Source organism: Ralstonia sp. 22111, assembly GCF_052045895.1.
Lineage (GTDB): Bacteria > Pseudomonadota > Gammaproteobacteria > Burkholderiales > Burkholderiaceae > Ralstonia > Ralstonia wenshanensis.
This window is the reverse complement of sequence record NZ_JBQEPR010000001.1, coordinates 294064-316461: the sequence shown is the minus strand read 5'-3', so window position 1 is coordinate 316461 and position 22398 is coordinate 294064. Positions and strand designations below refer to the sequence as shown.

Sequence of the window (22398 nt, the reverse complement as noted above, 5' to 3'; positions counted from 1 at the left end):
TGCGCCGTATTGGGGTCTCGCTAAGTGCGATGGCTTACCACCCCCAACGCACCCCCGCCTTGCCATTCACTCCATGCAGACGACGATCCGCGCTGACCTGGTAGCCGAGGCTGGCATAGAACACGCCGTTCTTCGCCACCTGCGCCGTGAGGCCGCCCGTCAACTCCAGCGTGGTGCTCGGCAGTTGCGAGGTGAACGGCACGAAGCCACCATCCGGCGACGACATCTGCGTGCCCGTCTGGCCGCGGAACTCGTGCCATACATTGGCACGCACCCACGCCGTGTGCTGACGCTCCGGCGATTCGCCCCAGCGCTTGCTAACGCGCACGCCCAGGCGGCCGAGCATTGAGTTCACGGAGTTGAAGCGCACATCGGCGGCACCATCGTTGGCATCGGCAAACGCGGCACGCTGATACACAAGCTGCGCTTGCGGCTCGACACGCCATTGCGGTGACAGCGCGATCGGGTAGCCCGCCTCGAGCGATGCGGCGTAACCGAGCGCGTGCGTCTTCAGACCGTTCACGCCGTGCGGCGAGGCATCGGCGTCGTAGCGCGTGCCCTGCACCACGCCATCCAGATACCAGCCCGACGGACCAAAGTGCGTCCAGTACAGGCCGACCGTGTTGGCGTTGACGCTGTCGCGGCCGGCGTCTGCGCCATCGGCGTGTGTCACGTCTGCCGCGATGCGGCCGGTGGCGAAGTAACCGCCGGCGTGGTCGTGGCTGCCATCTTCGCGCTGGCGCTGGTAGACATCGACTCCGAACTGCACGCCACCAAAGTCATAGCTGAACGCGGGGCCCTGGCTGCCGTAGACACCGTTGCCATCCGCCATGCGGCTGCCCCTCTGGGCGATTACACGCACCCAGCCGGTGCGCAGCACGGGCGACGTGCCTGCCGGTGCAGCGGCCTGATTGCTCTCTTCACCCACACGTTCGTGCAGGGTATCGAGCAGCGCGCGGCCGTACAGCAGCGTCAGTTGCGGAATGGCCGTGTAGAGCGACACCTCCGGACGCAGCGCCGGCTGCGTGGCGCCCGTGTCAGTGCCGGTCGTGCCGGTGCCCGTGCCTTGGGTTGCGGTCTGCCGCGTGCGCAGATACCAGCTGTCCGTGCTGGCCGAGCCACCGCGTTGCAGCGTGTACTCATACGGGCCAGCCACGACACGGCTGGCCAGCGCAAAGGCATTGGCCTGCGTGGTTGCGCCGTTGATGGCGCTGACGACTTCGATGCCATCGCCCGTCGTCTTCGCACCCGCGCCGCCGGCGTTGGTCACACGTACAGCCGTATTGCCGCTGGCCGTGCCGCCCGAGATGACCAGCTTGTCGGTCGGCGAATTGTCGGCGCCCAGCTGGGTGTTGATGGCCAGCACGCCGCCATTGCCGACGTAGTTGCCGTTGACCACCAGCTTGTTGCCGACGCCCGCACCACCAACCTGCACCGTACCGGCATTGTTCAGCGAGCCGTTGATCGTCAGGTTGCCGCTACCCGTGTTGGCAAACGCGGCCAGCGCGTCGGCCACCGCTACCGTGCCGTTGTTGGTGACAGCGCCGTTCACGGTGCCGTATCCGCCCAGCGTGGCGTTGGCTGCGATCTGGACATTGCTGCCGCTGCCCCCCGCCATCGTCCGCAAGCTCTGCGGTGCATTGGTGCCTGACACGCCGAGTGCGGCACTGGCGTGCGCCGCATCGCCAATGGCCAGCGCCCCGCTGGCGATCAACGTATCGCCCTGGATCGCGTTGTTGGCGGTCAGCACGGTCGTGCCCGTTCCGGCCTGCGTGATGCCGCCCGTGCCGGAGACGGTGCCGCCGAACGTGAACACGTCCGAGCGGTTGAACATCAGCGTGCCGTTGTCCACGACATTGCCCGTGATCGAACCCGACGTGCCGCCGTTACCGAGTTGCAACGTCCCCGCAGCGACAGTGGTGCCGCCCTGATACGTGTTGTCGCCAGCCAGCACCAGCGTGCCGCTGCCAGCCTTGGTGAGCGCCCCCGCGCCCGAAATGCCCTGGCTCACGGTTGACGTAAAGCCCTGCGTATCGATCGTGCCGTTGGCATTGGTGATGCTGAGAGCGCGCGTGCCGGCCACATCCACATTGCCGGTCAGTTGCAACGTGCCGCCGTTGAACGTCAGCCCACCCGTGGCGCCGCCCAATGCGCTGTCCGCCCCAATGGCGAGCGTGCCCTGCGTGATGGTCGTGCCACCGCTGTATGTATTGCCAGCGGCAAGCGTGAGCGTGCCCGTGCCGGTTTTCTCCAGCGCACCTGCACCGACGATTTGGCCGGCATAGCTGCCATCTACGTCCTGCTGAAAGCGCACCAGGCCATTGTTCGTCACGGCCTTTGTCACGCCCAGCGCGTCGCCTTGCAGCGTGCCGCCGGCATCCACCTGCATCGTGCCGGTGTAGGTGCTGTTGTCGCCTTGCACGATCAGCGTGCCCTGCTGCACCTCCGCATTGGTCACGCCCATGCTGGCGAGCGTCTTGGACAGCGTCCATGTGCCGCTGTCCTGCTTCTGCAGGGTCTGGAAGTTCGTGATGGTGCCCAGCGTCGCACTATCCGTGCCGTTCAGCGTGATGACGTTCGCGCCGCCGCCGCCACTGATGCTGCCGCTCACCGACGAGCCGGTGTACAGGTGCAGCGCATCATTGCCGCCCGCAAAAATCAGGTTGCCGATCACCTTGCCGCGGTTGGTGAAGTCGACCGACCCGTTGCCCGATGCGCCCATCACGTTGCCGTTGGCGACGTCCGTCTGGATCGTTCCCGTGGCGTTGTTGACGACCGTGTTGCCGCCCGTTGTGTTCTGGAACCAGATGGCGGCGCCGTGCGCCGATTTGATCAGGCCGTTGTTGACGATGGTGTTGCCCGTGCCTTCCGGGTTGACGGCTTCGCCGCTGAGCTGTGTGCCATTGGCCAGCACCTGGCCGCCTTGCTCAACCGTCAGCGTGCTGTTGTTGCGGAAGTCGATCGCGTTACCGCCTGTACCGTAAAAACCGGAAGTCGACACAGCATTTGCGCTGACCGTGCCGCCCGCTTGCACCGTGATGTTGGCGTTGTCGCGCACGGCAATGGCGCTGGTGTCACCCACCGCCAGCGTGCTGCCGTTCTGCACCGTCACCGTGCGGTTGTCTTCTGCCGCCACGTTGCCGGTGCCGACGGTGGATGTGGCTGGGTTGGGTGCCGCCGTATCGCAGACGGTGGTCTGCCCGGTGGTGGTGCAGTCTGCATGCGCAAGCGCCCCGAACAAGGCGAATGGCGAAGCAACAAGCGCGATGGATACAAACTGAAGCCGCCCGCGGCGGCGCTGGAACAATGGCGTAGACATACGTTTGCGTCCGCGCGCACGCGAAAAGAAGCCGCTACGTCTGTCCCCCCGGACAGACGTAGCGCGATTTGCGCGGACTTCCCCTTCTTATCTTTAATGGTTTGATGAAGTCCTACTTCCCCGGTGGGCCGATCATCTCGCCAAGGTTGTCTCCGACCTTGCCACGTCTTTAATGGTGGACTTGCCAGACCAACTCATGACGGCGAGCATCAGCCCTGTCCGCGCAACTTGACCCACTACATTGTTTTTTTAAGTGTTGCGGACGGCGTGATTCTAGGAATGCCAATCCATAGCGATGTACAAAGAATGTAAAAATCAACGGGATTTGAGAATGTGTTTCTTCCCAACATCGAATAGGCGGAGTTTTTATTTCCATTCAATAAAAAAGAAGTGAAAAACCGAGACCAACCGAGGATTCCAGCGATGCCCCTTTCTCTGCTGTTAAAAGAAGACTTAAGAAGTCGCAGCGATTTGCGCAACGAAAAAGACGTTTGGCGCATCCACGCGTTGCGCTGGAATCCGATCGGGGTGCTGATGCTGTGCGTGGTTGTTCTGGCGCTGATCTCCGTACCCGCATCGGCGCAGCAAATCGTCAGCGATCTTTCCGCACAACCCACCGGCCGCATCCACTTCAACAGCGTCACGCCCAAGAGCAAGTGGGAGCTGGTGCATCGCGAGTTCGACATGACGCCAACGCCCATCTGGGGCACGCTGTATCTGCCCGAGAACCCGCAGGGCGGGATACCCGCGATGGTCATCTCGCATGGCTCGGCCGGGCCGCAGCAGAAAGACATCGACCGGTGGGTGCGCCTGTTCAACCAGATGGGCATGGCGGCCTTCGTGGTGGATTCGTATGGCCCACGCGGCATTGCCAACACGATGGACAACCAATCGCAGTTGAACCCGGCGGCCAACGATGCCGATGCGCTGTTCGCGCTCAAGCTGATGAGCACCGACCCGCGCATCGACCCGAAGCGCATCGGGCAGATCGGTTTTTCGCGCGGCGGTGGTGTGGCACTGGACATGACGCTCGACGCGTTCCGCAAAGGTGTCATCGATGACGACACGCGGTTTGCGGCGCTGATCGGCTTTTACCCAGGATGCTCGGCGCTCTGGTGGGAGGTTCCGCCGCCACCGCTGTCCGGCGCCCCGCTGATGCTCGCGCTGGGCGAGAAAGACGACTACACGCCCGCGCAGCTCTGCCGCAATGCGGCGGAGGTCATGCAGCGTGACGGCCAAACCGTGGACGTGCACGCCTACCCCGGCGCGTATCACGACTTCGACAACACCCGTGCGTACTTCAAGTACTTCCCCGGTGCGACCACAGCGCGTGAGTGCCCGCAGACCATGATCGACGTGCAGCACGACGCGTACTACCGGCTGCAGACCGGTGAGACGTACGCCAGCCTCCAGGCCATGGAGGCCGGCTACAAGCGCTGCATCGTCCGGGGTGTATCCACCGGCGCCAACCTGCAGCAAGCCGAACGTGCCGAGGCCGACGTTAGGGCGTTCCTGACAAAAGCGATGGGCTTGCCCCCGCGCTGATGTAGGAACCTCTACAACATTGCAGCGGTTATGACGCGCGCCTATGCTGCCGTCATGACCGCCTCCCCCGATCCCTGGCTGCTGCTCATCGTCAGCCTGCCGACTGCCCGAGCGACCGCGCGCATGCGTATCTGGCGCGCCATCAAGGCCATCGGCTGCGCGGCCTTGCGTGATGGCGTCTACCTGCTGCCTGCGCGTGCCGAACACGCGGCGCAGCTCAACGAACTGGCAGACGAGACGTTGCAGGAAGACGGCCAGGCCTGGGTACTGCGCGTGCAGGCCAGCGATGCGGCGGAAGACGCGGCCTACCGCGCCCTGTTCGACCGCACGCCCGACTACGCCGAGTGGCTGGCCGAGCTGTCTGAAGCACGCAAGACGCTTCCCGAGCTGCCCAGCGCCGAGCGCAACCGGCTGCTGCGCCGCCACGCCCGCGCCTACGAGGCCATCCGCAAGATCGACTTTTTCTCCAACGAAGCGACCGTGCGCGCCGATGCGCAATGGCGCGACTTTGCTGCGGCGGCCGAAGCCACGCAATCGCCGGGCGAACCGCGCGCCGCTTCCGGCGGCATCCCGCGCCGTGATCGCACGCAGTACCAAGGCCGCCTTTGGGCAACACGTCGGCACCTGTGGGTGGACCGCGTTGCCAGCGCCTGGCTCATCCAGCGCTTCATCGATCCGCACGCGCGGTTCACGTGGCTCGCCAGCCCGGCCGATTGCCCCGCCGATGCGCTCGGCTTCGACTTTGACGGTGCCACCTTCACGCATGTGGGCGAGCGCGTTTCGTTTGAGGTGCTCATCGCCAGCTTTGGGCTGGACGACGATGCGGGGCTCGCGCGCGTAGGCGCCATGGTCCATGCGCTCGACGTGGGCGGCGCGGCCACGCCCGAAGCCGGCGGGTTCGAAGCCATCCTGGCGGGCGCCCGCAAACGGCTCGCCGATGACGATGCGCTGCTCGCAGAGATCGGCACCGTGCTCGATTCCTTGTATGTGCATTTTTCCGGCAGCCGGAAATCCTGACCGCAGCCACCCCGCAGGTAACCCATGAACATTGCCCTCGAACGCCCCACCTACACGCTGCGGCAGCTCATCTTGTATTTCCTGCGGCTTGGCGCACTCGGCTTTGGTGGCCCGGTTGCACTGGCCGGCTACATGCGCCGCGACCTGGTGGAAACGCGCCAGTGGATCACCGAGGCGGACTACAAGGAAGGCCTCGCGCTCGCCCAGCTCGCGCCCGGGCCGCTGGCTGCGCAACTGGCCATCTACCTTGGCTACGTGCACTTCCGCATCGTTGGCGCCACGCTGGTCGGCATTGCGTTCGTGCTGCCTTCATTCCTGATGGTGGTGGCGCTGGGCTGGGCCTATGTGCACTTCGGCGGGCTCACGTGGATGCAATCGGTGTTCTACGGCGTGGGCGCCGCGGTGATCGGCATCATCGCGATGAGCGCACACAAACTCACCACCAAGAGCATTGGCAAAGACAAGCTGCTGTGGGCCGTCTACCTGTTGCTGGCGGCAGTGACCGTGTTGACTGAATCCGAAGTGGCGTGGCTGTTTCTGGCGGCTGGCGTTCTGGTGTGGTTCTGGCGTGCGCCGCCCAAGTGGCTGCGCCAGGGCCGCATGAACGCGGTTGCCGTCGCACCCGTCGCGGCCGCCAGTGGTTTGTTGAGCGCAGTCGATTCACCTCTGCTTGCGCAGCTTGGCGCGTTCTTCGCCAAGGCCGGTGCGTTCGTATTCGGCTCGGGGCTCGCCATCGTGCCGTTCCTTTACGGCGGCGTGGTCACGGAGCACCACTGGCTCAACGATAAGCAATTCGTCGACGCGGTGGCCGTGGCGATGATCACGCCCGGCCCGGTGGTCATCACCGTTGGCTTTATCGGCTATCTGGTGGCGGGGCTGCCCGGCGCGTGCGTGGCCGCGCTGGGCACGTTTCTGCCGTGCTACCTGTTCACCATCCTGCCGGCGCCGTACTTCAAGAAATACGGCAAGCTGCCCGCCATCCTGGCCTTTGTCGATGGCGTAACGGCAGCGGCCGTGGGCGCCATTGCCGGCGCGGTGATCGTGCTGGCCAAGCGCTCCATCGTCGATGCGCCGACGGCACTCTTGGCCGTGGCCACCGTGTTGCTGCTGGTGAAGTTCAAGAAGCTTCCCGAACCGGTGATTGTGGCGGGGGCAGCCTTGCTGGGCCTGGCGCTGTATCCGCTGCTGCATCGCTGATACACGATCGGCGCCCCCTGTCGCGCGCCGCAATATCTTCGGCGCGCCGCAAGCGTTTGCAACCCAAATGGGTGAGACCACACCCGCCCAAGCGGCGTTACGATTGGTTTCAATTCGACCAAAGTGCGTGCCATGGCCGGGACTATCCTTCGGGCACCCCCCAACCGAGGAGACAACCATGAAAACAACTTATCGGAACATCCTCCTTGCATTGCCCCTGCCATTCCTCATCGCTGCATGCGGCGGCGGGGATGGCGGTACGGCTGCCGGCACGGGCACCCTCCATGTCTCGATGACGGACGCACCGTCCTGCGGTTTTGATCACGTCTACGTCACCGTCAACAAGGTGCGCGTGAACGCCAGTGCGTCAGCGGCAGACACCGACGCCGGCTGGACCGACATCGCGTTGGCCACACCGCAGAAGGTCGATCTGCTATCCCTCACCAACGGCGTGCTGACTGACCTCGGTACGGCCCCGCTGCCCGCCGGGCAATATCAGCAGTTGCGCCTGGTGCTGTCTCCAAATCAGGGCAACACACTGGCCAATTCCGTGGTGGTGACGGGCTCGTCGACCGAGCAGGCGCTGGCCACCCCGAGCGCCGCACAGAGCGGCTACAAGATCATCCAACCCTTCACGGTGCAGCCCAACACGCTGGTCGATCTGGTGCTGGATTTCAATGCCTGCAAATCGATCGTGCAGCAGGGCAATGGCGGCTACAGCCTCAAGCCGGTCGTCACGGCAACGCCCACGGTGGTGAGCGGTTCGATTACCGGCTACGTGCCCACCGCACAGGCCGGCGCCACGGTGTATGCCGAACAGAACGGCCAGGTCATCCGCGGAACGGTGGCAGACGCCACGGGCAAGTTCGTGCTGTCGCCGCTGGTGCAGAGCAGCACCAATGGTGCGTATGACGTGGTGATCGTCGATAACGCGCTGCCGACCGGCCATGCCACCGGCATCATCCGCACCGTGCCTGTCACGGCCAGCACCACGACCACGGTCTCCACCACGGGCGCGCCGATCACGCTGCCGGCCTCGACCACCAATACCGCTTCCGGCACGGCCACCGCATCGGCGCAGGCCACGTTGCGCGCGCTGCAAACGGTGAACTCGGTGTCGTACGAGATCACCTCGACCAATGCCAACCTCGATACCGGCGCGTACTCGCTGGCATTGCCCGCAGCCGCGCCGTTGGTCGGCACGTACAGCGCGACGCTGCCGATCGCGCTGTCGGCGGTGTCGGCATCTGCCGGCCAGTATTCGGTGCAGGCCACCAGTGCAACGGGCGCCACGCTGAGCAATCCGGTCAATGTTTCGGCCGGCAGCCAGACCGGGGTCAACTTCAGTTTCTAACCAGGGAAAAAAAGGGGGCGGAGCCCGCCCCTCACAACACAATGAAGAACATCATCCTCATCCTGTCTTTGGGTGCGTCGCTGCTGGGCGGTTGCGTCTACGTGCCGGTCGATGGCCCCGTCGCACGCCCGCAAGGTGGCCCGGGCAATGGCTTCTGCCCGCCTGGACAGGCGAAGAAGGGCAATTGCTGAGCCTTTGACCTCAGCGCTCGCGCAACAAAAAAGCCGGTCTGCGTGACCGGCTTTTTCTTTGCTGCGTTGCGGTGCTTACTTGCCCTTGCCCGCGTGTTTGTGCTGCGTGGATTTGCCATGCTGATGCGCACGGTCTGCCGCACGCGCCTTGCCTTTATCGCGGTCCAGGCTGTCGGGGCCGTTGGTGTTGGACATGCCGTGGCTGCTCATATGTGCTGCAGAACCACCACCGGCATTGCCCTTGGCCTGCGCCGACAGCGAAACGGTGCACAGCGCTGCCATTGCCGCCGCCACCATCCATTGTGCTCGGGTCATCTGCTTCCTCCTCCTGGTTTTTGGTTCCACCGATTCTAGGCAGGCACAGATGAGAATGTGCGTTTCAGTGCAACCAAACGTAACCACCATCGCGAGCGTGCAGCACTATGGGGCCAGGGCCTCTGGGTCTGACCTCATTTCCACTTGGCGCCAATCTCCGCCAACCCCGCCTGCTGCAAATCCTCCGCACTCATCACGATGCGGAACTCGCAGTCTGCGTTGAACAGCAGGAACCACGGCTCGGCCAGCGCGGGAATGTGCGAAGCCGATTCCGCGTTCACGATGAGCACCGCGCCGCGATGGCCGTTCTGCTCGGTGAAGTACACCGCCTCGGGCTTGCTTTCGGCCATCACGCGCGGGATCAGCTCGGCGATGGAACCATCGCGCACGTAGGTGTTGAAGGGTTCGTGCGGGATCCGCACGTTCACGAGCATGCGCATGATTTGCCTCCTGGGTGATGGCCAGGGCAAGCGCCGCGGCAGGGCCGCCACGGCCATGCATGGCCGAACACCGTAGGTATAGAACGGGCGCCGCGTTAGCGTTATCAGCCGTCGGCTAGGCGAGATGGCCTAGAAGCCAGGATGAGGGCGCAGCAAATCCGGCAGCGTCTGCCCCTCAATCCAGCGGCACCAGCGCCTTCGGCACGACGTATTGCTTGCCGTCGTACGCAAGCCGGTAGGTGGTGCGTTGCGGCTTGGCGTCGTGCGTCTGGCATTCGCCGGCCTTGTCGACCGTGTTGGTGGAGGAAGACTTGGTTTCCGACACCGCGATATCGGCGTAGCCGTTGTGGGTGTCCGATGTCATGTTCAGCGTGCGCTTGGTCTGCTCGAACGTGCCGGCGCAGTTGGTATCCCATTCACCGCCCCCGCTTTCCACGACAACGCCGTTCAACACCGGTTTCAATTGATTGCCCTGCACGGTGTAGAGCCAAAGACCGGTCTCGCTGAACGGATTGGGTCGTGAGTCACCCTCTTTGACGATGCGCACGCCAAACGCCATCTGGCCGGGCGCGACCACATAGCGCGCGGTATCGAACGTGACGGAGCGGATACGCACCGCATCGTCCGACATGCGCGCGGGCAGGCGCAGACGTTGCCGGATGCCGCCGTTGGCCGTGTCGAGCACGAACAGTACAAGGTCGCCTTCGTTACCTGCGTCAGCATCCTCCTGTTGCATCAGCGGCACCGCCATGAGCGTGAGTTCCGGGTGCGCGGGCCACGTGCGGCACACCACTGCATGCGGGTTGAACGCCTCCGACAACTGGATGCGGGCGCCTCCGACCTTGTAGCCGCTGCCCGTGCGTTTCGCAACGGGGTACGCCCGCTTGATCGCACCTCCTACCTGCGCGGTGCAGGCATCTTCAGCAGCGTGGACGGCTTGCGTGCTGAGCAGCAGGCCGGCAATGCACAGCAGATGAGATACGTGAGCGTGTTTCATGTTTGTTGACGGTGGCGTTCGTTCACTTCGGTATCGGCTCGTAATGCACCTTGCTGCGCCATTTGCCGTTGACGAGCGTTTCGACGGTGACTTTCATCTTGTCGCCAGGCCCCTGCGCGTCGTCAATGCGGCGCTCGACGGCAACCGGTACGTCGTGTTCAACGGCGTACACCGTGCGCTCGTGATAGCAGCAACCGCTCTTCGCCCACGTGCGCAGACGCTTGTTCTTGGCGTCCACTTCAAAGAACCCCAGCGTTTCCTGGATCAGCGCCGTCATCTCGCTGTTGGGTACGAAGCGCTGCGCCTGCGCATTGAACAGATAGATGTCGTAGCCCGGGCCGCCGTAACTGCCCTCGTTGCCGGTCTGGATGCCGAAGTCTTCTAGGCCGTCGAAGTTGAAATCACCAACGTTGATCACGCCCTGGTAGTCATAAAGGCGCGCTGAGTTGACCAGCGGCCCCTTGCTCCCCTTGGGCAGCGTGACAAAGACCTTCGGCAGGTTGATGACCTGGCGCACGGCGCGCTGGCCCTTCTCGTGGATGAGCAACTGGGCGGGGCCTTCGCAGGTGGTGTCCTCTTTGTCGCTTTGCGCCGGGCAGGCTTCGAGCATGCGCAGCACGAAGTCGTGCTGCTTCGCGATCGCCGTCAGCGGAAAGACCTGACCATTGACCGGCTCGCTTGGCTCCGGAAAAGCGGGTTGGGCTTCCAACTCGTCAATCCGCGAGCGGTATGCGGACTTCAATTCTTCCACGTCGATTTGGCCCGATGGCGCGCGCTGTTTCAGCCAATCGCGTTGCGCGGCCTTCAATTCACCGGTGTCGACACCGTGCTTGCTCAACGCAGCGCGGTACGTATCGGCCAGTTGGCTATCCAGCGCAGAAAGCTGCGCGTCATTGCAGATGGCATGCTCGATTGGGCTGCGCGCGGCGGTGCAGTCAAAACTGGCTGCATGCGCCATCGAGGGCAGCAACGCAATGGCAAAGGCGATGGCGGCAATGTCGCGAAATGGCGTCATTGGATAAACCCTTGGGGGCGGGATGTGAATGTGTGCGCGATTGTGCTGGGGAATTGGGCCAAGTGGTGTGCTTTCTTTCCGCCAATTGCCGTTGCAAGCATCGTTGGCGAGAACCGCAACCGCGCGAGAACGTTACGCCGACTGCGCACGACCCCAGCGTGATGGCCGCTCAACTGGCCCCATCGTTCTTGAGCCAGAGCAAAGCAAGCATGAGGGTGCCTCCTAACATGGGCTGGCGGAGGCCATGAAAGCAACGATGTGATGCTGTCGGCGTGCCGCATCGGTTCCAGACACGTTGATAGGAGAGCAACCATGTACAGATTCATCCGCACCGCTACCGTCAAGAATGCCGCGGTGCTGCCGTCGGCATTGGCTTTTGCGGCAGAGGTCACGGCCCACCTCAACAAGGCGTATTCGCTCAACATGCGCTTCGGTGCCGAGCAGTTTGGGGGCGGCAATGTTCATTGGCACTTCGATGCCGATAGCCTCGACAAGATGCAGCAAGTGAACGAGAAACTACTGGGGGATCGGGACTACGCTGCCTTGCTCGAAAAGTACAAAGATGTCTGGGCCGAAGGCTCCATGCAGGACACCGTCGTCCGGCTGGCGTGAGACTCAAGCGCAGAAAGAATGTCCCCCTCCCGGCCCGAATGTTCGACTGACCGAGCGCTGGCCGGGCCCGCAGCGACTTCGACAGGTATTCAGCCAGTGCGGCACGGCAAGACTTTTCCTACCATGGCAAGCACCCCCGCAGCGACAACAAAACGAGGTATGCGATGGCCCTTTCTGTCTGTGCACGATGCCCGGCACAAGGCACTTACCTGCCGAGCGACACACGCCATCCGGTCCGCCCTGGTCTACGTAATCTCGTAACCGCGTTATCACTCGCGGCGGCGCTGCTCCCCTTGGCCACATGGGCCGCCGACCCCGTCGACGACGCGCTGGAGCAGTGCCTGAAAACCCCGCACGGCCAAACCACGGCCGGCATGACCGAGTGCACGCACACCGCCTACCAGGCGTACGACCGCCAGATGAATACGCTGTATCAGGCCGTGATGGCCAAATCCGACCCCGTATCGCGGGAGGCCATCCGCAACGCCCAACGTGCGTGGCTGGCCTATCGAAACGCCCAGAAGACCGCCGACAACGCGCCGTGGCGGGCGGATAGCGGCTCGATGGCGAGCCCCGATATCGAAGGCCTGAACGTCGAGGCGATCCGGACGCGCATTGCAGAGCTGGAGTACTACCCGCACTAGCCGGGCGGGGGAAGACTCCACTGTGGATAACCGCCCTTCCCCCTGTGAATAACTCCAGGGACAAGCGTGTTGGTTCTCCGGGGTCAGCGTGCAGACAGCACGGGAACAACTTCCCACCGTGTCGGCAGGGCCCGACGCGATCCCCCGCACTCATCCACGCAACGGCACACGCTGTCCGATGGGTTGTCCGTTCTGCAAGCCTTTGATGCTAAAGCGCTTTTAGTGCTTATCCACAGGACTTATCCACCGTTATCTACTACTACTATCTGTATACATAAACAAGTAAACCTATAAACCCTCTGTCGGGCATCGAGCCCGTGGCTGGGTTGTGGGCAAAGCAGCATGCAGGTGCTGGCGATGGGCGGAGCAACCACCGGACGCCACCGCCCAATCTCTCGCGCAACAGCGTCAAGTGCTCCCCAAGCGGTTCCCGATATCGCAGACTGACCGCCTTGCTGTAGCTCTATATTTCGAATATATTGGAAATATGGAAGAAAACGACGTTATCCGATCCCTCGCCGCGCTGGCCCACGGCCTGCGCCTCCAAGTGTTTCGCATGCTGGTGGTCGCAGGGCCTGCGGGCATGACGCCAGGCGCGATTGCCGAACGGCTCGACGTGCCGGGCGCCACGTTGTCGTTCCACCTCAAGGAACTGACGGCTGCGCGCCTTGTGACGCAAGAGCGTGACGGCCGCAACCTGATCTATCGCGCGGCATATGACCACATGAACGCCCTGCTGGGCTTCCTGACCGCCAACTGCTGCCAAGGCGAAGCCTGCCTGGAAGCGAGCGCCACCGACTGCAAGTGCTGAAGGAGCATCCCATGAAACGATTTCACGTCCATCTCCACGTTGACGACCTGAGCAAGAGCATCGCCTTCTACTCCAAGCTCTTTGCCGCCGAGCCGACGCGCGTGGAAACCGACTACGCCAAGTGGATGCTGGATGATCCGCGCATCAACTTTGCCATCTCCACACGTGGCAATGCTCCGGGCGTTGACCACCTTGGCTTCCAAGTCGATGACGCCGCCGAGCTGGCCGACCTGAAGGCCCGCGCCGAAGCCGCAGACATGGCACTGCTCGACGAAGGCGAAACCACCTGCTGCTATGCCCGCAGCGACAAGCACTGGATCACCGACCCGCAGGGCATCGCCTGGGAGCACTTCCATTCGCTCAGCAACATCCCGGTCTTCAGCGAAGACAAGAAGGAAGAAGCCGCCCCGGAGGCTTCTGCCTGTTGCGCACCGCGTACCCCAAAGGGCAAGCCGATCGGCATTGCCGTGAAGTCGGGCTCCGGCTCATCCTGCTGCTAAGGGCGCACGCATGACCACCAACGTCCTCATCCTCTGCACCCACAACTCCGCACGCAGCGTGCTGAGCGAAGGGATGCTCAACCACTGGGCCAAGCAACTCGGCAAAGACGTGCGCGCCTACAGCGCCGGCAGCGCACCGAGCGGCCGCCTCAACCCATTCGCACTCGAAGCCCTCACCAACGCAGGCATCGACACCACCGGCTACCGCAGCAAGAGCTGGGACGAGTTTGTTGCGGACGGCGCCCCGCAGATGCGCATCGTCATTACCGTATGCGACAGCGCTGCAGCCGAGACCTGCCCGTATTGGCCGGGCAGTCCCGTGAAAGTGCATTGGGGCTATGCCGACCCGTCAAACGCGACCGGCGGCGACGAAGGCAAGCGCCTCGCCTTTGACCTCACACGCCAAGCCATCGGCTATCGCATGCTGCAGTTGCTGGCACTGCCGCTCGACAGCATGAGCAATGCCGAGCTGCAAACGGCGTTGGAAGGCATCTCGCAAAATTGATCTGAAGCCTGCCCAATGACTGCATCCAACGTAGCGCCGCCGGCACAGGCCGTCGCCAAGCCTTCCATCAACTTCTTCGAGCGCTACCTGACCGTCTGGGTGGCCCTCTGCATCGTTGCCGGCATCGTGCTCGGCCAGGTGCTGCCCGGCCTGTTCCAGCAGATCGGTCGGATGGAATACGCGCAGGTCAACCTCCCGGTCGGGTTGTTGATCTGGGTGATGATCATCCCGATGCTGGTCAAGGTGGACTTTGGCGCATTGCATGAAGTGCGGCAGCACGTCAAAGGCATCGGCGTCACGCTTGTCGTGAACTGGCTCGTCAAGCCGTTCTCGATGGCGTTTCTCGGCTGGCTCTTCATCCGCCATCTGTTTGCGCCGATGCTGCCTGCAGACCAGCTCGACAGCTACATCGCAGGCCTGATCCTGCTGGCTGCGGCACCGTGCACCGCAATGGTGTTCGTCTGGAGCCGGCTCACGGGCGGCGACCCGCTCTTCACGCTGTCACAGGTGGCGTTGAACGACAGCATCATGGTCATTGCATTTGCGCCGCTGGTCGGCTTGCTCCTGGGCATGTCCGCCATCACGGTGCCGTGGGCAACGCTGCTGACTTCGGTCGCCCTCTACATCGTCATTCCGGTGATCCTCGCGCAGATCTGGCGCAAGGTGCTGCTCGCGAAAGGCCAATCGGCGTTCGACGCCGCAATGGCGAAGATCGGCCCGTGGTCGATCGCGGCGCTGCTGGCAACGCTGGTGCTGTTGTTTGCGTTCCAGGGCGAAGCGATCCTGAAGCAGCCGCTGGTCATCGCGCTGCTGGCGGTGCCCATCTTGATTCAGGTGTTCTTCAATTCAGCGCTGGCCTACTGGCTCAACCGCGCGGTGGGCGAAAAGCACAACATCGCCTGCCCGTCTGCGCTGATCGGGGCGTCAAACTTCTTCGAGCTGGCCGTCGCGGCCGCGATCAGCCTGTTTGGTTTCCATTCCGGTGCGGCACTGGCCACCGTCGTTGGTGTGCTGATCGAAGTGCCCGTCATGCTGCTGGTGGTGCGCATCGTCAACCAGACGCAGGGTTGGTACGAGTGCCGGACCTAGCGGTACACGTTTCAATCCGGCGGTCAGCGCGCTCGAATCGTCTGGCGGGCACCCACCCCGGCCATAACGCCTGAGGCGTCAACGCGCGCCTCCTCCTCCCCCTCTCCTTCTCGCTTGCGTCACGCGCGGCGCGTACTACTCTTTACGAGGCCCCGCGCTGCCCGTTTGCCCGCGTCGCGCACAGCCCGTACGACCTGATCCACAGGCTGCTTCCTCATCGGCCCGGCCAGCCACCTGCCCCCCGGAGAGAAAGCCATGCGAAAATTGTTTGCCGCCGTCGCGCTCATGCTGGCCATGACGCCCTTTGCGCAAGCGCAGGTCAAGCCCTATCCACCCGGCTTTCGGCACCAGAACATCCAGACTGACGGGGCGACGCTGTTTGTGCGTGTGGGCGGCAGCGGCCCGGCCGTGGTGTTGCTGCACGGCTTTGGCGACACGGGCGACATGTGGGCGCCGCTGGCCGCCGAGCTGGCCCGCACGCATACCGTGGTGGTGCCGGATCTGCGCGGCATGGGGTTGTCGTCGCACCCCGAAGGCGGCTACGACAAGCGCACGCAGGCCGCAGACATCCGGGCGGTGCTGACGAAGCTGAACATCGACCAGGCCGATGTGGTCGGCCACGACATCGGCACCATGGTGGCGTTTGCCTATGCGGCGCGCTATCCGGACAAGACCACGCGGCTGGTCGTCATGGATGCCCCCGTGCCGGGCGTGCCGCCGTGGGAACAGATCGTCCGCTCGCCCAAGCTCTGGCACTTCTCCTTCGGCGGCCCCGATGCCGAGCGGCTCGTCAAAGGCCGCGAGCGCATCTACCTCGACCGCTTCTGGAATGAGTTTGCCGGCGACCCTTCCAAGATCGACGAAGCCACGCGCGTGCACTACGCCCGCCTCTACGCCAAGCCGGGCGCCATGCATTCGGCATTTGCGCAGTTCCTGTCGATCCCGCAAGACGCGGAGGACAACCAGAAATCCATCGCCACCAAGCTGCCCATGCCGGTGCTCGCCATTGGCGGCGCCAAGTCGTTTGGCGAGAACGAAGCCATCGTCATGCGCAATGCCGCCACCAACGTGCAGGAGCTGGTGATTCCCGATGCGGGGCATTGGTTGATGGAGGAGCAGACGCAGGCTACGGTCAATGCGGTTGTTAAGTTTTTGGCGCAGTAGCGTCGGCCTTCTGCATTTTCTTTATTGGTGTTTCACGCATCTCAACGAAAGGAGTTTCCAATGCAGCCAGTCGTCCGAGTTTCGATTCTGCGGTGCCCGCCAGACAAGTTTGCCGAGATGCGGCAGATGATGAACGACCTCGAAGCCGTGCTCCGGCCCGGTATCGAAGCCATGCGCGGGTTGGTCGCGTTTTATGTGGGCGAGGACGAGTCGACATCGTCGCTGTCGAACGTGAGCCTGTGGACCGATCTGGACGCGGCCAAGCAACTGGATACGTTCCGGCCGATGCTGGACTCGGGCAAGCCGTTTCTCGACAAGGGCGGCACGTTTGAGCGGCCGATCATGAATTACCTGCCGATGTGGGAGTTGAAGCCGGTGGAGAAGGTTTGAGGGCTTGCAAACAGGTTGCCCACCAGACACCGCACACCATGCAGTCAGTTGATGAAATGGCCCGGCAGCGCAATGTCTCGATTGCGCGCCTGCAAGGACTTGAAGTTGCGCCGATTTCTGTCGATTGCGCCAAGCCAGTCGACGTCGGGTTCTATGCAAAAGAGAAGATGCGCTTCCTGAACCCGCTGTCATGGCTTCCAAAGGCGGAAATCCGCCCCGGCCTTTTTGCGTATGGCAAACAAGCGCCGAACGTTGCTCACGCGGTTGCCGCAGACAGCGACCTATGCGCTGCGCTGGACGTCCTGTTGACCCGCTACGCGGGCGCAGTCGAATGGTGCGATGCGTCCCTGCATGCCCGCGTGAACATCTGGGCCGGGACGATCGACGGAGATTCCACGGGCGGTGAGCGCTTCTTCTCCAACCTTGAAACTGCCGCCAGACGCCTTGGCGATATCGCGCAAGGGCGTACCCAGGTCGCAGCCGACTGGTCGACGCGATCATTCGGCCCGACGTGGTTCCGCAATCGCGCCATGGTTGGTGGACTACTGACGGGGTTTCTAGGGGCCTTCCTGCTTTTGTTCGCCATCGTTGGGTTGAGTGCGCTCCGGCGGATGGCGCATTGAGGCCGCGCGCCTTGTCACAAGGTCTGTTCAACGCATCTGTGCTCACATGAACATCACCTTGAAGTTGGCCGGCTTCCTCGTCCTCCTGACGGCGTGTTCGCACGCAAGCGCGCTTACGCCGTCGCCGCTGCCATCGGAGGTCAGAGCGTTCATTAAAGAACGGAAAATCTGCGACCACTTTCGTGGGGAACCATTCGAGGGAGACAGCCCGGAACAAGTGGAGCGAAGAGAATTTCTGTTCGACAGCTTTGACATCTACTGCGCCGGCACAGACAAGCGTCTTGCTGCGTTGAAGCGGCGGTACAAAGACAACCCCGCTGTCATGAGGCGGCTCAGTGAGTTTGAGGAGCGCGTTGAGTGATAGCGCGGGGCGGCTTCCCTACCGTCCGGAGACTGCGCCGCCTGTTCACCGGTAGACATAAGGCGTCTCCGCGCCGGTGAAAGGCCGGCTTTTGTCGCTTAACGAGGGAGGCGGGCCTGACGATGGGGTTAGCGATCCGGCTCTCCGAGAAAACCGGTAGACCCAAAGGTCTCCCTATCCGGCCCGCCATAGGAAGCGTGCGGGTGTGTTGAAGCCCGCTGCATCGTTGCTACACGGGGTGGCGGGCCTGACGGCGGGGGTAGCAAACCGGCCCTTAGAGAACGACCGGCAGACCCGAAGGTCTCCCCGCCCGGCCCGCCATGAGAAACACAAGCGAACGAAGATGGACTCTCGCTGGCGCGGCAGTCTGTCTAAAGACTGCAGTACGGGTTGCTACGCTCGTCTACCGTTGGTGTCGCGGCGGGGATTATAGCGACGGGGTACAGGCCATCGCGTCTGATTTGCGGTCAACTGAGCACCCAAGTCCCATTCGACAATTCAGGCGTGGCATTCCCGCCCGTCACGGGAATGCGTCAATCCGTTGTTATTGGCTGTTGTAGCCACGCCGCTCTATGGCGGCCAACACGTCCCACGTCTGCGGATCAACGTCGCGGCCCCCGAGCGACATCGAAACGTACGCATCAATCGCATCCATAAAGCCTTTGATAAAAGCCGGCGGGAACGCGTGTGTGGAGAGGTGTTGAAGCTCCTCACGCAACATGCCCGGTCGGCATTGGCCGTGGGTGCGCATGGCGGTGCGGGTGCGCCTGAGATACGCCTGCGCTGCAATTGCGCCGTTCAGGTAGGTACGGTTTTTTGTAAGCGTGCCTGCCTCAGACGACGTGGGCGCTGGACTGGGTGGTGCTGTTGGTGGAGATGGGTAAGACGCGGGACGGTGCCCGCTTGCGACTCCGGTCATGGAACCTCCTGTGAGACAAGAGAGGCCCAGCCATTCGCTGCTACACGAGGGTGGCGGGCCCGACGACAGGGGTAGCAGACCGGCCTCACAGGAAACCGGCAGACCCGAAGGTCTCCCTGCCCGGCCCGCCATAAAAACAATAGGCGTGCACAAGCTCCGGATGAAAAAAAGCCGCGTGGCAGCGGCTATCCGGCCTGTGAGAAAGAGACGGGCTGCTACACCCGGCTGCCGTTGGTGCGGCAGCGGGGGAATTATAGCGATGGGGGTCGGCTTTAGCGTCTGATTTGCAGCCAATGGAGTGCCCAACAGCAACGGTGGGGTTCGCAACTGCAACCTTCAGGTTCTGAACCCCAATCGTGAGGTTCCGAACCCCACGCATGGCGTTCTGAACTCGGATGGTGGAGTTCAGAACGTGACCCTATGACGTTCTGAACGTCTCGGTTCAGGTTTCGGACCTCACGCATGAGGTTCAGAACCCCAACCGCGAGGTTCAGAACCTCACACTTGCCGTTCCGAACTCGGGGCCATGGCGTTCCAAACCGCATTGATGGCGTTCTGAACCCTATCGACGTAGGCAATTTGTGAAAAGGGGTGGCGAACCATTGCTGCTGACCCAAGCAACGTCCAGTCTGCGGCCGTCATGCCCCCAGGCATGACGTTGCCAACCCCAAAAAAAGGAATGCAATGTCGCAGAACCTGATTTCGCTTCAACTCAGCACAACAGATTTGGCCGCCGTGGATAGCGCCCTCAAGATGATCGAAGACAAGCTCACGGGCTTGATCGACCTATCGATCAAGCAGCGCCGGTTCCTGAACAAAATGGGCGACAAGTCCGAGGCGTTCGCCCGTATGGCGGTCGAGGTGCTGGGTAACAACCCCAACGTGCTGCCTGCCAACTTCAACCTTGCAGAAGTCCGCCGCGACCTGGCCGCGTTCGACCAGCTCCGGAGCCGCTTGGTGCGCGTGAACCGCATCCAGGAACGGATGGCCGACTCGCAGCTCGCGCTAGGGAGCGATGTCATGAACGCCGTGCTGGAGGGGTATGCCTTCCTCAAGGTGGCCGGCAAAGGCGAAGGGTTGGATACGGCGCGTAAGGCGTTGTCGGCGCGGTTTGCTAAGTCGCCGAGGAGGAAGGAGGGCGAGACTGTCGTCGAGTGACACGAGGCGTAGTTGCTGCACGTGACGGAAGCCGCCTTGCGCGGCTTCCATGCTGTGAATCCCTTTGGGGCATCGCCCCTTTCTCTATTTCGCCCTGTTTGCGAAATTCCGAATGTCCTGCACACCGTAATAGACCGCTTCCATGCGACCACCGCTATGAGCGACTTTCAACGGTGCTATGTAGGCTTGCCGAACATTTTGGAATGATCCGCTCCGACCCAGTCCGCCGAAATTCGACGCAATGCAGAAATAGTTTTTATGCGCCTTGGTTAGGACCGAATAAACCGCTTTTGAAGAGTCAATACGCTGTGGGCGATCCGTTCCTAGCCTCTTTGCTCGGGAAATCGGAACCCGCATCGCTCCAACAACGATGAGGTCACGCGATCCTTTGTTTGCCGTCGCGTAGCCGAAAACTACGTCATGACGAGCATAGGAAAAAAGCGAGTAGCCCAGAATCTCATCGTCGCTGACTGTTCCGGTGCGATCAAGCTCGCTGTATTCGACGTCCGGGCCGCTACTTTCCAGAAGCATGCAGCTTCTCAAGACTGATTCCGGGATCTGAGCGAGCGCATTGAGTGAAAACAATCCCAAGAACAGCGCTATGAAGTGCTTCACAAATGCTCCTTGGATTTTGTGAATTTCAGATAATCCGGATTCTGTTTCCAGAATATTGTTCCGCCATGTGCGGCGGTTGAGTCGTAGATATGGTCATAGCGATATATCTCCTCCGTCTTTACCTCGATTTTCCCGTTCTTCTTTGTCTTGGTAGTTTTTGTCTTGATCACCAATTTGGTGGACTCTTTGATCCCATATATGTTGTGATTAGGGTTTGTGAACTTTATGCCGTTCCTTACCTTGAAATGTCTGTCGTAGTTTGACTTGATGTCTGCCCCATCCCAAAAGTAGGCGCCACCTGAATAATCATGACCACCGCTTAACGCATTCGTCGCAGCCCTCACAGCATCTGACATAGCGGATGATCTCCCAATGTCAGACTCTGAAGCACGCATCAGCCTTCCGAATCTTTGGTTTCCATCGGCAACAACAAAGGAAAAAGACTTTTCTTTTGCAGTGAAGGCCACTATCGAGGCGTAACCTCGTGCCTTTGATTGTCGAACCATCACATTCGCAAGCGCTGCCATTTCCTCAAATACGTCCTTGGTCGAAGACTCGCCATATGCGATGGCGGCAAGAAGACGAGTTTCGGCGTTCAGTTTCTCGCTCATGCTCGCACCTGCCCCTTCTTGTCCAGCCACATCACAATTCTTAGGTGACGATCACCGGTCACGGCAACGGTGCGTCCGTTCGTCATGACGCTGTTCCGAACGAACTGGTCTTCGTCAGAGAACAAGTCATACCGATAGCCGTCGATAGGCTGTCCGTCGTCTCCCAAGAGTTCGTAATACTGTTCGATGATTTCTCCGTCGACGCCATTTCCTGCTGAACCCTGGGAATACACGGGACTTTCAGCGCTGGCGCCTGCACCTTGCCGATTAACCTCAATGTTGAAGTTGTGCTGCGACGGAATGACCAGGGGCTTCGTTTCGCATTGGCACATTACCTTGGCGCCTCGCACCAAGATTTGCAGCCCGCTTCGAAGGGTGAAGCTCGGATAGGCATCGTTGAATACCTTCCCCATCGTCCCGCATGCGGGGCAGGTGGCCAAGTCCCCTTCCTGCCCCACCTCGACACCATCATGCTCAAAGCCAACCGCTGAAGAAATCAACCTTCCACCAGTGGTTGTTACGTCCCCATGCTTCAGCGCCTCTCGCATATCTGCCATGCGTGCATCTCCTAGCTCGTTGTGTATCGCGTTGACCTTGCCGCTCTCGGCAAGCCGAAAGAATCGCGACCAAGCCTAGCCAGAAGGGGCTCGGATATCTGCAAAGGTTTGTGCCTCTTGGATTGGATGTGTGTCTGCGACTCGCCAACACGCGGGATGAACTTCAGTCGGCCTGACAGGAGTCGACGTCCTGGAGAAATTCCGTCGCCATGGATGAGGTCCAATCAAGGCGATGACGGTGCTTGTTGAAAGCTGCTTCGGCGCTGCATCCACATTGGCGGCTGACAGGCAGCTGCCGGCCATCAATTGCCGATGCGGCAGGGTGCGTTTTTACATCCTGTTTACACCCCTCCCCCCAACCTTTACCCCGTTTTTACCCCCCTTTCCCTACTGTTGCACTGCACGCAGGCCCTGTGACGGGAGCCTGCCTGCACGCCGCATCCGGCCCC

The 22398-nt window shown here is 62.0% G+C and carries 25 protein-coding genes; 16 read left to right on the top strand and 9 right to left on the bottom strand.

Going from position 1 to position 22398, the window contains the following annotated elements; genetic code table 11:
* Window positions 1-34 precede the first annotated feature (34 nt).
* The gene (locus ACTJK4_RS01495; RefSeq protein ID WP_440815535.1) at window positions 35-3319 is read right to left on the bottom strand and encodes an autotransporter family protein; all 3285 of its coding nucleotides are present in this window, start codon (window positions 3317-3319) and stop codon (window positions 35-37) included.
* 534 nt (window positions 3320-3853) lie between these two features.
* Between ACTJK4_RS01495 and ACTJK4_RS01490 the strand changes: the two genes are divergently transcribed.
* The 5 genes from ACTJK4_RS01490 (at window position 3854) to ACTJK4_RS01470 (ending at window position 8623) form a co-directional block, all read left to right on the top strand.
* A complete protein-coding gene (locus tag ACTJK4_RS01490; protein WP_440816819.1) occupies window positions 3854-4864 on the top strand; it encodes a dienelactone hydrolase family protein in 1011 nt (336 codons plus the stop codon).
* A 54-nt stretch (window positions 4865-4918) separates the two neighbouring features.
* Window positions 4919-5881 (top strand): chromate resistance protein ChrB domain-containing protein, encoded by a 963-nt coding sequence (locus ACTJK4_RS01485; protein ID WP_440816817.1) that lies wholly within the window; start codon window positions 4919-4921, stop codon window positions 5879-5881.
* A 24-nt stretch (window positions 5882-5905) separates the two neighbouring features.
* Window positions 5906-7078, top strand: a complete 1173-nt coding sequence (locus ACTJK4_RS01480) for a chromate transporter (RefSeq protein ID WP_440815532.1) — start codon at window positions 5906-5908, stop codon at window positions 7076-7078.
* Window positions 7079-7256: 178 nt separating this feature from the next.
* Window positions 7257-8432, top strand: coding sequence for a DUF4382 domain-containing protein (locus tag ACTJK4_RS01475; protein ID WP_440815530.1), 1176 nt, complete (start codon window positions 7257-7259; stop codon window positions 8430-8432).
* 41 nt (window positions 8433-8473) lie between these two features.
* The gene (locus ACTJK4_RS01470; protein ID WP_186829252.1) at window positions 8474-8623 is read left to right on the top strand and encodes a hypothetical protein; all 150 of its coding nucleotides are present in this window, start codon (window positions 8474-8476) and stop codon (window positions 8621-8623) included.
* Between the two features lie 75 nt (window positions 8624-8698).
* Here the strand turns inward: ACTJK4_RS01470 and ACTJK4_RS01465 are convergent, their stop codons facing one another.
* The 4 genes from ACTJK4_RS01465 to ACTJK4_RS01450 form a co-directional block, all read right to left on the bottom strand.
* On the bottom strand, window positions 8699-8938 hold the full coding sequence (locus ACTJK4_RS01465; protein ID WP_392397775.1) for a hypothetical protein: 240 nt from the start codon (window positions 8936-8938) through the stop codon (window positions 8699-8701).
* Between the two features lie 134 nt (window positions 8939-9072).
* The gene (locus ACTJK4_RS01460; protein WP_260803620.1) at window positions 9073-9378 is read right to left on the bottom strand and encodes a panthothenate synthetase; all 306 of its coding nucleotides are present in this window, start codon (window positions 9376-9378) and stop codon (window positions 9073-9075) included.
* A 175-nt stretch (window positions 9379-9553) separates the two neighbouring features.
* Window positions 9554-10375 (bottom strand): hypothetical protein, encoded by an 822-nt coding sequence (locus ACTJK4_RS01455; protein ID WP_440815526.1) that lies wholly within the window; start codon window positions 10373-10375, stop codon window positions 9554-9556.
* Between the two features lie 22 nt (window positions 10376-10397).
* The gene (locus ACTJK4_RS01450; RefSeq protein WP_440815523.1) at window positions 10398-11390 is read right to left on the bottom strand and encodes a lysozyme inhibitor LprI family protein; all 993 of its coding nucleotides are present in this window, start codon (window positions 11388-11390) and stop codon (window positions 10398-10400) included.
* A 312-nt stretch (window positions 11391-11702) separates the two neighbouring features.
* On the opposite strand from ACTJK4_RS01450, the gene ACTJK4_RS01445 reads away from it, so the two are divergent.
* The 10 genes from ACTJK4_RS01445 to ACTJK4_RS01400 all read left to right on the top strand — a co-directional run bounded on the left by ACTJK4_RS01445 (window position 11703) and on the right by ACTJK4_RS01400 (window position 18089).
* Entirely contained in the window at window positions 11703-12002 is a 300-nt protein-coding gene (locus ACTJK4_RS01445) for a hypothetical protein (protein ID WP_260803623.1), read from the top strand.
* A gap of 293 nt (window positions 12003-12295) precedes the next feature.
* Entirely contained in the window at window positions 12296-12646 is a 351-nt protein-coding gene (locus ACTJK4_RS01440; protein WP_260803624.1) for a lysozyme inhibitor LprI family protein, read from the top strand.
* 487 nt (window positions 12647-13133) lie between these two features.
* On the top strand, window positions 13134-13457 hold the full coding sequence (locus ACTJK4_RS01435) for an ArsR/SmtB family transcription factor (RefSeq protein ID WP_260803625.1): 324 nt from the start codon (window positions 13134-13136) through the stop codon (window positions 13455-13457).
* An 11-nt stretch (window positions 13458-13468) separates the two neighbouring features.
* Window positions 13469-13957, top strand: coding sequence for an ArsI/CadI family heavy metal resistance metalloenzyme (locus ACTJK4_RS01430; protein ID WP_232041452.1), 489 nt, complete (start codon window positions 13469-13471; stop codon window positions 13955-13957).
* Between the two features lie 10 nt (window positions 13958-13967).
* Window positions 13968-14462: an arsenate reductase ArsC gene (locus ACTJK4_RS01425; protein ID WP_260803626.1), complete on the top strand. Its 495-nt coding sequence runs from the start codon at window positions 13968-13970 to the stop codon at window positions 14460-14462.
* Window positions 14463-14477: 15 nt separating this feature from the next.
* Window positions 14478-15551, top strand: coding sequence for an ACR3 family arsenite efflux transporter (arsB, locus tag ACTJK4_RS01420; protein WP_260803627.1), 1074 nt, complete (start codon window positions 14478-14480; stop codon window positions 15549-15551).
* 255 nt (window positions 15552-15806) lie between these two features.
* Complete coding sequence (locus ACTJK4_RS01415) at window positions 15807-16715, top strand: alpha/beta fold hydrolase (protein ID WP_112186461.1); 909 nt, start codon at window positions 15807-15809, stop codon at window positions 16713-16715.
* A 60-nt stretch (window positions 16716-16775) separates the two neighbouring features.
* Entirely contained in the window at window positions 16776-17105 is a 330-nt protein-coding gene (locus tag ACTJK4_RS01410) for a hypothetical protein (protein WP_343620971.1), read from the top strand.
* The gene (locus ACTJK4_RS01405; protein WP_440815517.1) at window positions 17075-17728 is read left to right on the top strand and encodes a hypothetical protein; all 654 of its coding nucleotides are present in this window, start codon (window positions 17075-17077) and stop codon (window positions 17726-17728) included. Before ACTJK4_RS01410 ends, ACTJK4_RS01405 begins: the two co-directional genes overlap by 31 nt.
* Before the next feature lie 46 nt (window positions 17729-17774).
* Window positions 17775-18089: a hypothetical protein gene (locus tag ACTJK4_RS01400; protein ID WP_440815515.1), complete on the top strand. Its 315-nt coding sequence runs from the start codon at window positions 17775-17777 to the stop codon at window positions 18087-18089.
* Between the two features lie 544 nt (window positions 18090-18633).
* Here ACTJK4_RS01400 and ACTJK4_RS01395 read toward each other — a convergent pair.
* On the bottom strand, window positions 18634-19008 hold the full coding sequence (locus ACTJK4_RS01395; RefSeq protein ID WP_440475801.1) for a hypothetical protein: 375 nt from the start codon (window positions 19006-19008) through the stop codon (window positions 18634-18636).
* A 684-nt stretch (window positions 19009-19692) separates the two neighbouring features.
* Here ACTJK4_RS01395 and ACTJK4_RS01390 point away from each other — a divergent pair.
* Window positions 19693-20166 (top strand): hypothetical protein, encoded by a 474-nt coding sequence (locus ACTJK4_RS01390; protein ID WP_440815512.1) that lies wholly within the window; start codon window positions 19693-19695, stop codon window positions 20164-20166.
* An 84-nt stretch (window positions 20167-20250) separates the two neighbouring features.
* Here ACTJK4_RS01390 and ACTJK4_RS01385 read toward each other — a convergent pair whose 3' ends face one another.
* From ACTJK4_RS01385 to ACTJK4_RS01375, 3 genes are read right to left on the bottom strand one after another with little or no spacing between them, the layout of a single operon-like run.
* Window positions 20251-20781 carry a hypothetical protein gene (locus ACTJK4_RS01385; protein WP_260803633.1) on the bottom strand — a complete coding sequence of 177 codons (531 nt, stop codon included), beginning with the start codon at window positions 20779-20781 and terminating at the stop codon, window positions 20251-20253.
* Window positions 20778-21392 carry a hypothetical protein gene (locus ACTJK4_RS01380; RefSeq protein ID WP_260803634.1) on the bottom strand — a complete coding sequence of 205 codons (615 nt, stop codon included), beginning with the start codon at window positions 21390-21392 and terminating at the stop codon, window positions 20778-20780. Before ACTJK4_RS01380 ends, ACTJK4_RS01385 begins: the two co-directional genes overlap by 4 nt.
* Window positions 21389-21949, bottom strand: a complete 561-nt coding sequence (locus tag ACTJK4_RS01375; protein ID WP_440475799.1) for a PAAR domain-containing protein — start codon at window positions 21947-21949, stop codon at window positions 21389-21391. Before ACTJK4_RS01375 ends, ACTJK4_RS01380 begins: the two co-directional genes overlap by 4 nt.
* Window positions 21950-22398 lie beyond the last annotated feature (449 nt).